Annotated in this window: 10 protein-coding genes; 8 read left to right on the top strand and 2 right to left on the bottom strand. The window is 75.0% G+C overall.

Annotation, left to right across the window (positions count from 1 at the left end; genetic code table 11):
- Positions 1 to 33 precede the first annotated feature (33 nt).
- The gene (locus ACIRD3_RS21845; protein WP_402219074.1) at positions 34 to 3,243 is read left to right on the top strand and encodes a UvrD-helicase domain-containing protein; all 3,210 of its coding nucleotides are present in this window, start codon (positions 34 to 36) and stop codon (positions 3,241 to 3,243) included.
- Between the two features lie 194 nt (positions 3,244 to 3,437).
- Complete coding sequence (locus ACIRD3_RS21840; protein ID WP_402219071.1) at positions 3,438 to 4,622, top strand: PP2C family protein-serine/threonine phosphatase; 1,185 nt, start codon at positions 3,438 to 3,440, stop codon at positions 4,620 to 4,622.
- 22 nt (positions 4,623 to 4,644) lie between these two features.
- Here the strand turns inward: ACIRD3_RS21840 and ACIRD3_RS21835 are convergent, their stop codons facing one another.
- Positions 4,645 to 5,616 (bottom strand): endonuclease/exonuclease/phosphatase family protein, encoded by a 972-nt coding sequence (locus ACIRD3_RS21835; RefSeq protein WP_402219068.1) that lies wholly within the window; start codon positions 5,614 to 5,616, stop codon positions 4,645 to 4,647.
- Positions 5,617 to 5,695: 79 nt separating this feature from the next.
- Here ACIRD3_RS21835 and ACIRD3_RS21830 point away from each other — a divergent pair, with 79 nt between their 5' ends.
- The 6 genes from ACIRD3_RS21830 to ACIRD3_RS21805 all read left to right on the top strand — a co-directional run bounded on the left by ACIRD3_RS21830 (position 5,696) and on the right by ACIRD3_RS21805 (position 13,693).
- Positions 5,696 to 6,325 carry a PadR family transcriptional regulator gene (locus tag ACIRD3_RS21830; protein WP_402219065.1) on the top strand — a complete coding sequence of 210 codons (630 nt, stop codon included), beginning with the start codon at positions 5,696 to 5,698 and terminating at the stop codon, positions 6,323 to 6,325.
- Positions 6,326 to 6,393: 68 nt separating this feature from the next.
- Entirely contained in the window at positions 6,394 to 7,158 is a 765-nt protein-coding gene (locus ACIRD3_RS21825; RefSeq protein WP_402219063.1) for an ABC transporter ATP-binding protein, read from the top strand.
- On the top strand, positions 7,155 to 10,013 hold the full coding sequence (locus ACIRD3_RS21820) for an FtsX-like permease family protein (RefSeq protein WP_402219060.1): 2,859 nt from the start codon (positions 7,155 to 7,157) through the stop codon (positions 10,011 to 10,013). Before ACIRD3_RS21825 ends, ACIRD3_RS21820 begins: the two co-directional genes overlap by 4 nt.
- Before the next feature lie 144 nt (positions 10,014 to 10,157).
- The gene (locus ACIRD3_RS21815; RefSeq protein ID WP_402219057.1) at positions 10,158 to 11,561 is read left to right on the top strand and encodes a dipeptidase; all 1,404 of its coding nucleotides are present in this window, start codon (positions 10,158 to 10,160) and stop codon (positions 11,559 to 11,561) included.
- A gap of 132 nt (positions 11,562 to 11,693) precedes the next feature.
- Positions 11,694 to 12,644, top strand: coding sequence for an NAD(+) diphosphatase (gene nudC, locus ACIRD3_RS21810; protein WP_402219417.1), 951 nt, complete (start codon positions 11,694 to 11,696; stop codon positions 12,642 to 12,644).
- A gap of 209 nt (positions 12,645 to 12,853) precedes the next feature.
- Positions 12,854 to 13,693 carry a GntR family transcriptional regulator gene (locus ACIRD3_RS21805; RefSeq protein ID WP_402219054.1) on the top strand — a complete coding sequence of 280 codons (840 nt, stop codon included), beginning with the start codon at positions 12,854 to 12,856 and terminating at the stop codon, positions 13,691 to 13,693.
- Between the two features lie 32 nt (positions 13,694 to 13,725).
- Here ACIRD3_RS21805 and ACIRD3_RS21800 read toward each other — a convergent pair whose 3' ends face one another.
- Positions 13,726 to 13,983 carry a mycoredoxin gene (locus ACIRD3_RS21800; protein ID WP_402219051.1) on the bottom strand — a complete coding sequence of 86 codons (258 nt, stop codon included), beginning with the start codon at positions 13,981 to 13,983 and terminating at the stop codon, positions 13,726 to 13,728.
- Between the last annotated feature and the right edge of the window lie 156 nt (positions 13,984 to 14,139).

Genomic DNA, 14,139 nt, shown 5'->3' with positions numbered 1-14,139 from the left:
CGGAGTGTCGGTTCCGCCCGTTAACGTTGCGGGGTGACCGCCGTGCTCAGCCATCCCGACCAGCTCAAGGAGCTGCTCGGGATCCCGTTCAACCGGGAACAGATGGCGGCCATCGGCGCCCCACTGGCCCCCGCCGTGATCGTGGCCGGGGCCGGCTCCGGCAAGACCACGGTGATGGCCGCCCGGGTCGTCTGGCTGGTCGGTTCCGGAGCCGTACGGCCCGAGGAGGTGCTCGGCCTCACCTTCACCAACAAGGCCGCCGGCGAGCTCTCCGAGCGGGTACGGGCCGCCCTGCTGCGCGCCGGGGTGGCCGACCGGGACGCCGCCGAACCGCTCGGCGACCCGGAGATCTCCACCTACCACGCCTTCGCCGGCCGCCTCCTCAAGGAACACGGCCTGCGGATCGGGATAGAGCCGGACGTGCGGCTGCTCGCCGACGCCACCCGCTTCCAGCTCGCCGCCAAGGTGCTGCGCACCGCCCGCGGCCCGTTCCCCGCCCTCACCGGCACCTTCGCCAACCTGGTGGCCGACCTCACCGCGCTGGACGGCGAACTCGCCGAGCACCTGGTGGAGCCGCAGGCCCTGCGCGACTTCGACGAGGAGCTGCTGGACACCCTCGCCACCGTCAAGCTGACCAACGACGACCTGCGGGCCGTCCCGGCCACCGCCCGGGCCCGGCTGGAGCTGCTGCGCCTGGTCGAGGAGTACCGGCGCCGCAAGCGCTCCGCCGGGCTGATGGACTTCGGCGACCAGATAGCCGCCGCCGCCCGTCTCGCCCAGCGGCGCCCGGAGGTCGGCGAACTCCTGCGCGGCCAGTTCCGGGTCGTGCTGCTCGACGAGTACCAGGACACCTCCGTCGCCCAGCGCCTGATGCTCGCCGGCCTGTTCGGCGCCGGCCCCGACGGCACGGGCAGCGGCCACCCGGTGACCGCCGTCGGCGACCCCTGCCAGGCGATCTACGGCTGGCGCGGCGCCTCCGTCGCCAACCTCGACGAGTTCCCCCGGCACTTCCCGCAGGCCGACGGCCGCCCCGCCGACCGCTACGCGCTCAGTGAGAACCGCCGCAGCGGCGGACGCCTGCTCGCCTTCGCCAACGACCTCGCCGAACCGCTGCGGGCGATGCACGAGGGCGTCGAGGCGCTGCGCCCGGCCCCCGGGGCCGAGCAGGACGGCTTCGTGCGCACCGCGCTGCTGCCCACCCACGCCGAGGAGGTGGACTGGCTCGCCGACTCGATCGCCCACCTGGTCCGCACCGGCACCGCGCCCGGCCGGATCGCCGTGCTGTGCCGCGGCGGCGCGGCCTTCCCGGACATCCACGCGGCCCTGGTCGCCCGCGAGGTGCCGGTCGAGGTGGTGGGCCTCGGCGGGCTGCTGCAGCTGCCCGAGGTGGCCGACCTGGTGGCGGTCTGCGAGGTGCTGCAGGACCCGACCGCCAACGCCGCGCTGGTCCGGCTGCTGATCGGCCCGCGCTGGCGGATCGGCCCGCGCGACCTCGCGCTGCTCGGCCGCCGGGCCGCCGACCTGGTCCGCACCGCCCGGCCCGAGGGGGTGGAGGCGCTGGCCGCCGCCGTCGCCGAGGCCGACCCGACCGAGGTGGTGTCGCTGGCCGACGCGGTGGAGACCTTCCTGGAGGCTGACCAGCCGGACGAGCTGCCGTTCTCCGCCGAGGCCCGGGTGCGCTTCGCCCGCCTCGCCCAGGAGCTGCGGGAGCTGCGCCGCTCGCTGGCCGACCCGTTGATGGACGTGCTGCACCGGGTGCTGACGGTCACCGGCCTGGAGGTCGAACTGGCCGCCTCCCCGCAGGCGCTGGCCGCCCGCCGGCGGGAGACCCTGCACGCCTTCCTGGACGTCGCCGCCTCCTTCGCCGACCTGGACGGCGACCCGGGCCTCGCCGCCTTCCTCGGCTTCCTGCGCGCCGCCCAGGAGTACGAGCGCGGTCTGGACAGCAGCCTGCCCGGCGGCGAGGACACCGTGAAGGTGCTCACCGCGCACAAGTCCAAGGGCCTGGAGTGGGACGTGGTGGCCGTCCCCGGGCTGGTGCGGGGCGCATTCCCCTCCTCGACCCCGCGCGAACGCTGGACCAGCGCCAAGCGGGTGCTCCCGCACGCCCTGCGCGGCGACGCCGCCACCCTGCCCGACGTGCGCGGCGGGTGGACGAGCAAGTCGATGACCGCCTTCAAGAGGGAGCTGGCCGAGCACTCCGGCACCGAGGAACTGCGCCTGGGCTACGTCGCGTTCACCCGCCCGCGCTCGCTGCTGCTGGCCTCCGGGCACTGGTGGGGCCCGAGCCAGAAGACCGTCCGCGGCCCGTCCGCCTTCCTGGAGCGGCTGCGCGAGCACTGCGAGCAGCCCGGCGCGGGAGAGGTCGAGCACTGGGCGGAGCAGCCGGAGAAGGGCGCCGAGAACCCGGCGCTGGCCGCCCCCGTCGACCGCCCCTGGCCGCTGCCGCTGGACCCGGCCGCCCAGCACGCCCGCCGTCGGGTCGCCGAGGTGGTGCAGGCCCGGCTCGCCGGGGCGCCCCCCGGTGATCCCGAGCCGATGGCCCCCGAGGACCAGCGCCAGGTGGCCTCCTGGGACCGCGATCTGACCGCGCTGCTGGGCGAGTTGGAGCGCTCCCGGCGCACCGCGCGCGAGGTGCCGCTGCCGGCCGCGCTGTCCGCCACCCAGCTGCTGCGCCTGGCCGCGGACCCGGACGGCTTCGCGCGCGACCTGGCCCGTCCGATGCCGCGCCCCCCGCAGCCCGCCGCGCGGCGCGGCACCCGTTTCCACGCCTGGGTGCAGTCCCGGATCGAGCCGCTGCTGCTGATCGAGCCGGACGCGCTGCCCGGCGCCGACGACGACGGCATCGAGGACGAGCAGGACCTGGAGCGGCTCAAGGAGGCGTTCCTGCGCACCCCGTACGCGCAGCGCAAGCCGCACCGGGTCGAGGCGCCGTTCCAACTGGTGCTGGCGGGGCGGGTGGTGCGCGGCCGGATCGACGCGGTCTACCGGGACGGTGACGTGTTGTCAGGATCCGGTGGTGCGTCACGCTACGAAGTGGTGGACTGGAAGACCCACCGCGAGGAGACCGCCGACCCGCTGCAGCTCGCGGTCTACCGACTGGCCTGGGCCGAGCAGGCGGGCGTCGATCCCGAGCTGGTCACGGCTTCGTTCCTGTACGTCCGCAGCGGGCGAATCGTCCGTCCGACAGGACTTCCCGACCGAAAAGAGTTGGAACGGCTCCTGATCGGGAACAGTGACTAATGAGTCACGCAGAGCACCCAAGTCATCACGCCCGTGCCCGAAACCTGTGCGTCGTGCACGTTTCGCGCCTATTGTGGGGTCGGTAACCGGTCAACCCCCGTGCTCCGGCCGCCAGCGAGGCCCGCATTCCCTAACCCTCAGTCATCGCCGCAGGTGCCCCCGGGCATCGGCGTCTTCTGCTGGAGAAACCGACGTTGAGCGCGACCGGATGGATCAGAGAGCGGTTCACCGGGCCGACCCCGGGACCCGCCCCGGGCGCGACCGGCACCTGGCCGAGGACGGCGCTCGCGCTGCCGTTCATCGGCATGGCGCTGATCGTCGTCCTCGACTACCTCAGCGGCACCGAGGTGACGGTCGAACCCGCCCTCACCGCCGTACCCGCGCTGGCCGCCATGGTCAGCCGGCGCACCTGGTACCCCTTCGTCATCGGCCTGTGCACCGAGGCCGCCGCCTTCCTGATGGCCTTCCGCAGCGACACGCTCGGCGAGTCCGTGCACGCCGCCAGCGTCATCGCCATCCTGCTCGTCGCCACCATCGGCTGGGTCAGCGCCACCCTGCGGCTGCGCCAGGAGCGGGCGCTGGCCGACGCCCAGCTGGTCGCCTCGATCGCCCGCCGGGTCCTGCTGCGGCCCGTCCCCGAGCGGGTCGGCACCGTCCGGGCCGCCGTGCACTACGAGGCCGCCGCCGCGCACGCCCGGATCGGCGGCGACCTCTACGAGGTGGTCAACACCCGGCACGGCGTCCGGGCCGTGGTCGGCGACGTACGGGGCAAGGGCCTCGGCGCGGTCGAGACGGCCGCCGCCGTGCTCGGCGCCTTCCGCGAGGCCGCCCACCAGGAGCCCGCGCTGGACCGGGTGGCCGGCTGGCTGGCCGTCAGCCTCGACCGCGCCCTGCACGAGAACGACCACCCGGGCGTGGAGGAGGAGTTCGTCACCCTGGTGCTGATCGGCGTCGCGCCGGACGGCTCGGCGGAGATCGTCAACTGCGGCCACCCGGCACCGCTGCTGCTCCGCGGCGACCAGGTCAGACCGCTCGAACTCGACGAGACCGTACCGCCGTTGGGCGTCCTCGACCCGGTCGACGTCCGCCCGCCGGTGCACCGGCTGCGACTGCGCGGCGAGGACCGGGTGCTGCTGTTCACCGATGGGGTGATCGAGGCCCGCGACCGCGAGGGCGCCTTCTACCCGCTCGCCGAACGCTTCCCCCGCTGCGCCGACGGCCGCCCGGCCGACGTCCTGCGGCGCCTGCACGAGGACGTGGTGCGGCACGTCGGGCGCCAGCTCGGCGACGACGCGGCGATGCTGCTCCTGCAGTACGACCCGTCGCCGACGGCCGTCCTGCACGTCCCGCAGCAGGCCGGGGTCCTGACGAGACAGTAGCGGCGCCGCCCCCCGGCGCCCGCTACAGGGAGACCTCGACCAGCAGCGGCCGGTGGTCCGACACCCCGGTGCGCGGCGCGGCCGCCGGGCCCACCGCCGTGCGCGGCACGCCGACCGCCAGCACGTGGTCGAACTGCACCGCCGGCCGGTGCGAGGGGTAGGTCGGCGTGCGCGCCAGGTCGTACCAGCCCTGCAGCCGGGTGCGGGGCTCGCGCACCCGTCGACGGCGCGGCTCGGTCAGCCGCGGCCGGGCCCGGCGGGCCGCCCGCAGGTCCCGCACCCGCACCCGCGGCGCGGTGCGGTCCAGCGCGGTCGCCCCGCCGAGCACCGTGCGGGGCACCGCGCCGACCAGGTTGAAGTCGCCCAGCACCAGGTACGGCTGCGGCAGGTCGGCGATCCACCGCCGGATGCCCGCCAGCTGCGCCATGTTCCAGCCCGGTACGAAGGACAGGTGCGTCGCCACCACGGTGAACGGCCCGCGCTCGCCCTCCAGGACGGCCGCCAGCGCGGCCCGCGGCTCGTCCGGCACCGGCGTCAGCCCGCGCCGCCCGGCCACCCGCAGCGGCAGCCCGAACGGCGCCGGGGCGAAGCGCCGGGCCCGCCAGTGCCGCACCGGCAGCCGGGTCAGCAGCGCCGTCCCGTACGAGGGCGGGGCGCCGTCGCCGATCTCGGCGGGCCCGTACACCCGCAGGCCGTTCGGCCCGGACGGGTCGGGCAGCCAGCCCGCGACCGGGCCGGGGCGGCCGTGCAGCGCGGCGGCGAAGCGCCAGTCCTTGGCACCCATCGCCGCGGCCGCCACCGCCGCCTGGTCGGTGCCGCCGGAGCGCACCTGGTACCGGTCCACCTCCTGCAGCGCCAGCACGTCGGCGTCCAGCGCGGCCACCGCCTCGGCGAGCGGCTCCCCGGCGTCGGAGGGGTAGGGCCGCGGCGCGCCGTCCGCGGCGAGCGGCTGACCGTGCAACAGGTTGAAGGTGGCGATGCGCAACTGGCTCACACCGCACGACGGTACCCGGTCGCCGGGGGGAGGGGGCGCGGCTTGAGACGGGAGGGCATACCGGGTATACATACTGAGTATGTCCATCCGTCACGGTCTGCTCGCCCTGCTCGACCAGGGCCCGCGCTACGGCTACCAGCTGCGCACCGAGTTCGAGGCGCGCACCGGCGCCACCTGGCCGCTCAATGTCGGGCAGGTCTACACCACGCTGTCCCGGCTGGAGCGCGACGGCCTGGTCGAGGCCGCCGGGGAGGACGACGAGGGCCACCAGTTCTACGCCGCCACCGACGCCGGCCGCGCCGAGCTGAGGGCCTGGTTCGACACCCCGGTGCCCCGCACCAACCCCCCGCGCGACGAACTGGCGATCAAGCTCGCCATGGCCGTCACCGTCCCGGGGGTGGACGTCTCCGCCGTCGTCCAGGGCCAGCGCCGGCACAGCATCAAGGCGCTGCAGGACTACACCCGGCTCAAGGGCCGCGCCCTGGCCGGCGAATCGCGGCCCGGCGTCGTTCCTTCCGCGAGCAACGACCTGGCCTGGCTGCTCGTCCTCGACCAGCTGATCTTCCAGACCGAAGCCGAGATCCGCTGGCTCGACCACTGCGAGACCCGGCTCGCCCAGCAGGCCGAACACCTGCAGGCCCGCATCGCCGAGGCCGCCCGCGACGGCGGCACCGCGCCCGCGAAACGCGGCCGCCGCCTGCGCGCCTGAGGCCGCCGGCACCCGAACCACCGGCCCGGGCCCGGCTCCGGGCCCACACCCAGCACAAGGGGGGAATCGTGTCCCACACCCAAGAGTCCCGGCAGGCGCCGGTGCTGCACCTGGAGAACGTCACCCGCGTCCACGGCCACGGCGCTGCCGAGGTCCAGGCCCTGCGCGGCGTCGACCTCAAGGTCCACCCCGGCGAGTTCGTCGCCGTCATGGGCCCCTCCGGCTCCGGCAAGTCGACCCTGCTCACCCTGGCGGGCGGCCTCGACACCCCGAGCAGCGGCCGGGTCCTGGTCGAGGGCGCCGTCCTCGGCGACCTCAACCGCAAGAAGCTCGCGCAGGTCCGCCGGCGCTCCGTCGGCTACGTCTTCCAGGACTACAACCTGATCCCGGCCCTCACCGCGGCCGAGAACATCTCCCTGCCGCGCGAACTCGACGGCCTGTCCGCCCGCGCCGCCCGCCGCGAGGCCCTCGCCGCCCTGGAGGAGCTCGGCATCCCCGAACTCGCCGACCGCTTCCCCGACGACATGTCCGGCGGTCAGCAGCAGCGCGTCGCCATCGCCCGCGCCCTGATCGGCGACCGCCGCCTGGTCCTCGCCGACGAACCCACCGGCGCCCTCGACTCCACCACCGGGGAGGCCGTCCTCGCCGTCCTGCGCGCCCGCTGCGACGCCGGCGCCGCCGCGATGATGGTCACCCACGAGGCCCGGCACGCCGCCTGGGCCGACCGCGTGGTCTTCCTGCGCGACGGCCGCATGGTCGACGAGTCCCTCAGCCAGGACGCCGCCAGCCTGCTCGTCAGCGCCGCCACCAACAGCATGAAGGTGGACGAGTGAAGCTCAGCGCCTGGCGGGTCGCCCTGCGCATCGCCCGCCGTGACGCCCTGCGCGCCAAGGGCCGCAGCGCCCTGGTCGTCGCCATGGTCGCGCTGCCCGTCCTCGGCGTCACCGGCGCCGACGTGGTCTTCCGCAGCGCCGACCTCTCGCCCGCCGAACACGCCGTACGGGTCATGGGCCAGGCCGCCGCCGAGCTGGAGATGATCGAGCGCGGCGCCTCCGTCAAGCAGGCACCCGATCCGGAGCAGGGCTTCACCGTGGTGAGCCCCAAGGACACGGCCAAGGACGGCACCGCCCCGCAGTACACCCCCGCGCAGCAGAGCGCCCTGGACACCGCGCCCGGCGAGCTGGCCCGCCGGCTGCTCCCGGCCGGCGCCACCCTCGTGCCGGAACGCCAGGGCCCGTACACCGCGGCGAGCAGCGCCCAGGGCCTGCTCGCCACCCACGTCAGCGAGGCCGACCTGAACGACCCGGTCTGGCAGGGGCGGTTGAACAGGGTCCGGGGCCGCGCCCCCGCGAACGAGCGGGAGGCCGCCGTCACGCCGGACTTCCTCCGGCGCTCCGGGCTCGAGCTCGGTGACCGGACCGCCGTCCGCGGCCTGGAGTCCGCCCCGTTCACCATCACCGGTGTGTACGAGTACCCCGGCGAGCTCGGCGCCACCGAGCTGGTCGCGCCGCCCGGCGCGGTGATCGACCGGCTCGCCCGCACCTCCGGTGCCACCCGCGGCCCGGCCGCCGGTACCGGCGAGCCCACCCGCTGGCTGGTCAAGCTCCCGGACGGTGCCGCCCTCGACTGGCACAAGGTCACCGAGCTCAACGAGTACGGCTTCACCGCCACCTCGCGCGCCGTCCTGGTCGACCCCCCGGCCCGTGCCGACGTCCCGTACTTCACCGAACGGGACCACGGCCGTGACGGTGAGACCTCGTACTTCAACCGGACCTCCGTCGTCATCCTCGCCACGGTCATGGGGATGGCCCTGCTGGAGATCGTCCTCCTCGCGGGCCCCGCCTTCGCCGTCGGGGCCCGGCGTTCCCGGCGGCAGCTGGGCCTGCTCGCCGCCGCCGGCGGTGACCGCGCCAACGTCCGTGCGGTCGTCCTCGGCGGGGGCATCGTGCTCGGCATCACCGGCGCCGTGATCGGTCTCGGCGTCGGCGTCGGACTGGTCGCCGTGCTGCAGACCCGGGCCGAGGAACGGGCCGGGGGGCGCTTCGGCCACTTCGCCCTCCAGCCGGGCGACCTGCTCGGCATCCTGCTGGTCGGCCTGGTCACCGGGCTGCTCGCCGCCGTCGTTCCCGCCGTCCAGGCCTCCCGCCAGGACGTCGTCTCCGCGCTGACCGGGCGCGACTCGCTCAAGCCGCCGAGCCGCAAGCTCGCCGTGCTCGGACTGGTGATGCTCGGCGGTGGCGCCGCCCTCGCGCTGTTCGGCGCCACCAGCGGCAACCGCAGCCTCGCCGTCCTCGGCGGCTCGGCCGTCGCCGAGCTCGGCATGGTCGCCCTCACCCCCTACCTGGTCGGCCTCTTCGGCCGGCTCGGCCGCTGGCTCTCGCTCGGCCCCCGGCTCGCCCTGCGCGACTCGGTGCGCCACCGCGGCCGCACCGCGCCCGCCGTCGCCGCCGTGATGGCCGCCGTGGCCGGCTCCGTCGCCGTCAGCGTGTACACCGCGAGCTTCGAGGAGCAGTACCGGCGCGAGTACGTCGCCCACGGCCCGTCCGGAGCCGTCCTGCTCGGCACCGGCTGGCTCACCAGTGCCGACGGCAAACTGCTGCCGCAGATGCGCGAGGCCGTCGAACGGGCCATCCCGGACCTCGGCCCCCGTGCCGACGTCCAGAACGTGCACTACAAGGGCGACTGCTCCGACGGCGCGCCGTGCGGCTACGTCAGCGTCGAGCTGCCCAAGGACACCCGCTGCCCGATCCGCGACGCCGACCACGAGTTCGGCCCCGGCGAGGCCGAACGGATCCTGTCGACCGACAAGCGCTGCCAGGGCGACACCCGCCGCGGCAACCCGTACGGCCCGTTGGCGGCCGGCGACGCCACCCTGCTGCGCAACCTGTACGGCGTCACCGATCCGGCCGCCGGCCAGGCCCTCGCCGCGGGCAAGGCCGTGGTCTTCGACGCCCGGTACCTCAAGGACGGCAAGGTCGCGGTGCGGTTCAGCGAACCGGACGACGACAGCGGCACGGTCGGCCACAAGCCGGTCGACCACGAGATCGCCGTCGACGCCGTCCTGGCGGACGCCGCCCTGCCCGCCCCGGGGCAGGCCGTGGTCAGCCCGGCCACCGCCGCCCGGCTCGGCTTCACCACCGCGGCGGTCGGCTCGGTCTGGCTGCCCGGCACCGCGCCCTCGGACGGCGCGCAGCAGAAGGCCGACGGCGCGTTGGCCAAGATGACCGACCGTGAACTCCTGACCGTCGAGCGCGGCTACCAGAGCGAGGCCGGCCTGGTCACCCTCGGCCTGACCGCCTTCGCCGGCCTGGTCGCCCTCGGCGCGGCCGGCATCGCCACCGGCCTGGCCGCCGCCGACTCCCAGCGCGACCTGACCACCCTCGCGGCGGTCGGCGCCGAGCCCCGCATCCGGCGCTCGCTGTCCGGGTTCCAGTGCGGCGTGATCGCGGCGATGGGCGCCCTGCTCGGCGTGGTCAGCGGGATCGTGCCGGGTGTGGCGCTGCGCAAGGTCGAGGGCGCGGCGAACACCTACCCCGGGATGAGCCCGGAGCAGATCGCGGACAAGGCGCTCGTGGTCTTCCCGTGGCCGACCATCGCCGCCACCGTCGTGGTGCTGCCGCTGCTCGCGGCCGCCCTCGCGGCCGTGCTCACCCGCTCGCGGATCACCATGCTGCGCCGCTCGGGCTGAGCCCGTACCCGGCCCCGCCCGGGCCACCGCCACCCCCGTCCGCGCTCCCGTCGCGGCGGGGGTGACGGAGGTTACAGCCCGGGGAGCGCCCGGCAGCCGGACGGCCGGGGCGGGCACCCGCGCGGGCGAACTACAGTCGTCGGTATGACGAGAACCCCGGACAGCGCCGTCCGCTCCTACATCGAGTCGCACCAGGCCGACTTCCTGGCCGACCTCTCCGACTGGCTGGCCATCCCCTCGGTCTCCGCCGACCCGGAGCGCGCCGACGACGTGCGGCGCTCCGCGGACTGGCTGGCCGCCAAGCTGCGCGGGACCGGCTTCCCGGTGGCCGAGGTGTGGGAGACCGACGGCCTGCCGGCGGTGTTCGCCGAGTGGCCCTCCGGGGACCCGTCCGCCCCGACCGTCCTGGTCTACGGGCACCACGACGTGCAGCCCGCCGCGAAGGAGGACGGCTGGGACACCGAGCCGTTCACCCCGACCGTGGTCGGCGACCGGCTGTACGCGCGCGGCGCCGCCGACGACAAGGGCCAGGTGTTCTTCCACACCCTGGGCGTGCGCGCCCACCTGGCCGCGACCGGCCGCACCGCGCCGGCCGTCAACCTCAAGCTGCTGATCGAGGGCGAGGAGGAGTCCGGCTCCCCGAACTTCGCCGACCTGGTCCGCCGCGAGGCCGGCCGGCTGGCCGCCGACGTGGTCGTCATCTCGGACACCGGCATGTGGTCCGCCACCACGCCGACCGTCTGCACCGGCATGCGCGGCCTCGCCGACGCCCAGGTCGACCTGTTCGGCCCGGACACCGACATCCACTCCGGCTCCTTCGGCGGCGCCGTCCCCAACCCGGCCCAGGTCGCGGCCGAGCTGGCCGCCGCGCTGCACGACGCCGACCGCAGGGTGGCGATCCCGGGCTTCTACGACGGCGTGGTCGAGCTGACCGAGCGCGAGCGCGAGCTGTTCGCCGAGCTGCCGTTCGACGAGGAGCAGTGGCTGCGGGTCGCCAAGTCGTACGGCACCCGCGGCGAGGCCGGCTACTCGACCCTGGAGCGGATCTGGGCCCGCCCGACCGCCGAGGTCAACGGCATCTGGGGCGGCTACACCGGCCCCGGCGGCAAGACCATCGTCCCCGCGTCGGCGCACCTGAAGCTGTCCTTCCGGCTGGTCGCCGGGCAGGAGGTGGAGAAGGTCCGCGAGGCGGTGCGCGCGTGGGTGGCCGAGCGGGTGCCCGAGGGCGTCCGGTACGAGCTGGTCTTCCCGGGCGCGACCCGGCCCTGCCTGACCCCGCTGGACCACCCGGCTCTGCGGTCCACCGTCCGCGCGATGGAACGGGCCTTCGGGCAGAAGGTCCTCTTCACCCGCGAGGGCGGCTCCGGCCCCGCCGCGGACCTGCAGGACGTCCTGGGCGCGCCGGTGCTGTTCCTGGGCATCTCGGTGCCCTCGGACGGCTGGCACTCGGTCAACGAGAAGGTGGAGCTGGACCTGCTGGCCAAGGGCGTGGAGACCGCCGCCTACCTGTGGGGCGACCTGGCCGAGAACTTCCGGCCCGGCGCGTGACCGGAGCTCCGCCCACCACGGCCTCCGCGCGCACCGCGGCGGCCGTTCGCACCGAGGCGGCCGTGCGCACCGCGGCCGCCGTCCGCGAGACCGCCTGTCAGATCACTCATCCGGATGATTCACCACGTGGGGATGGAACCTGTGAGCACCGTGCCTGAGACCGAGCGCCCGTCGCAGCTGGCACTGGCCAGGGCCGGGGTCGACCGGGCCGCCGAGCACCGGTTCGACGAGCCCTGGCTGGCGGCGGCCTGGAGCCACCCGGCCACCCGGGTGCTGCCGATCGCCGGCGGCGAGGCCTTCGTGGTCGACACCGCGCGGGGCACCGAGCTGGTGCTGCTGCCCTCCTTCGAGGCCCCGCAGACCGGCGACCGGTACTTCCTGGGCACCGACGAGGACGGCGTGTCGTACTTCGCGCTGGCCGGCGAGAGCCTGCCCGGGCGGCTGGACGGCGACGCCCGTCCGGCCGGGCTGCGCGAGGTCGGCGCGCTGCTGTCCGACCGCGACGCCGGGCTGCTGGTGCACGCCGTCGCGCTGGAGCACTGGCACCGGCTGCACAGCTTCTGCTCGCGCTGCGGGCACCCGACCGAGAAGGCCGGCGCCGGGCACGTGCGGCGCTGCACCTCCTGCGCGGCCGAGCACTACCCGCGCACCGACCCGGCGGTGATCATGGTGATCACCGACGAGCAGGACCGCTGCCTGCTCGGCCGCCAGGCGCTGTGGCCCGAGGGCCGCTGGTCGACCCTGGCGGGCTTCGTCGAGCCGGGGGAGTCGATCGAGCAGGCGGTGGCCCGCGAGGTGCACGAGGAGGCGGGCGTGCGGGTCGGCGAGGTCCAGTACGTGGCCAGCCAGCCCTGGCCGTTCCCGTCCAGCCTGATGCTCGGCTTCACCGGCAAGGCGCTGCCCGGCGGGACCGAGATCACCGTGGACGGCGAGGAACTGGCCGAGGCGCGCTGGTTCTCCCGCGAGGAGCTGCGGGCCGGGATGGAGGCGGGCGAGATCCTGCCGCCGTCCGGCATCTCGATCGCCCGGCACCTGGTCGAGCTCTGGTACGGCGAGCCGCTGCCCTCGGCGGCGCGCTGGTAATGCCAGACGAAAGGGGGCGCGCGGCCCAAGCCGCGCGCCCCCTCTTTTCTTTCCGATCCCTTTCCGAATTCCCCACGACCCGCTGTTCGTATCCGGACGGGCCAGTTCTGCTACCGGAACGCACGTCCGGCGCGGCGCCGTCAACCCGCACGGACGACATTGCCGGAAACGGCTGAAACCGCGTCACCGCGCTCGCTACATTCACTCGGGTGACAATCCCCCGGGGCACCGCCCAATCCCCCAAATACCAGCGCCTCGCCGCCGACCTGCGCCGTCGGATCGCCGAGGGCGAGTTCACCGCCGACGCCGCCCTGCCGGTCGAGAGCGAACTGGAGCGCCAGTACGGCGTCGCCCGCAACACCGTCCGCCTCGCGGTCGACGTCCTGGTCAACGAGGGCCGGCTGGTCCGCCTCCAGGGCAAGGGCACCTACCTGCGCGAACACCCCGTCCTGGACCACCGCGCCTACGGGCCCACGCTGGCCCCCGCGCCGCGCGACTGCCTGGCCGCGCCCTCCGCCGTCTACCTCGGCGAGGCCGCCGAGGCCGGCCGCGAACTCGGCACCGACTTCGAGATGATGATCGTCCGGGCCCGGGTGGACATCGCCGAACGGCTCGGACTGCGCCCCGGCGAGGCCATCGTGGTCCGCCGCCAGCTGCGGCTGCTCGACCGCGAGCCGTACTCCATCGAGGAGAGCCACTACCGGGCCGGCCTCGCCGCCGGCACCCCGCTGATGGAACCCGACCCCGTCGAGGGCGGCGACGAGGCGGTGCTCGCCGCGCTCGGGCGGGTCGAGGTCGGCGCCGTCGACCACCTGGTGGCCCGGATGCCCGGCCCCGAGGAGGCCCAGTGGTTCCAGGGCGGACCCGGCGTGCCGCTCATGGTGCAGACCCGCGTCACCTACGACCGGCGCGGGCCCGTCCGGGTCATCGAGACCCGCTACTCGGCCGACCGCAGCCGGCTCGTCTACGGCGTCGGCGACCTCGGCGCGCGCACCACCCTGCCCGCGCCCGCCGCGCCGGTCGACCCCGCCCGGGCCGACGCGCCGTGACGCGCGCCGGCCGGACGGACGGACCGGCCGGCTCAGGCCGCCAGGGCCTTCTTGACCTGCAGCAGGCTCGGGTTGGTCATGACGACCTGCTCGCCGCCGCCCACCGGCGTCACCAGCACCGTCGGCACCGTCTGGTTGCCGTCGTTCACCGACTCGACGAAGGACGCCGACGCCGGGTCCTCCTCGATGTTGATCTCGGTGTAGCCGATGCCTTCACGGTCCAGCTGGCTCTTGAGTCGGTTGCAGTACCCACACCAGGTCGTGCTGTACATCGTCACGGTGCCGGACATCGAGGGGGCTCCTTCGAAAGAGAGGTGCGTGCGGTCTCCGGACTGAACGTCCACCGGGCGGCGGGCATTCCGACCCGCCATCCACCGCACTGCGGAGCGATCATCCTGCGATCACACCGGGCCTGTGGACAACCCCGCCCCCGTTGTCCCACCGGG

Source organism: Kitasatospora sp. NPDC093550, assembly GCF_044764985.1.
Taxonomy (GTDB): domain Bacteria; phylum Actinomycetota; class Actinomycetes; order Streptomycetales; family Streptomycetaceae; genus Kitasatospora.
Note: the sequence above shows the minus strand (reverse complement) of the source record. Positions and strands in the feature narration are given on the sequence as shown.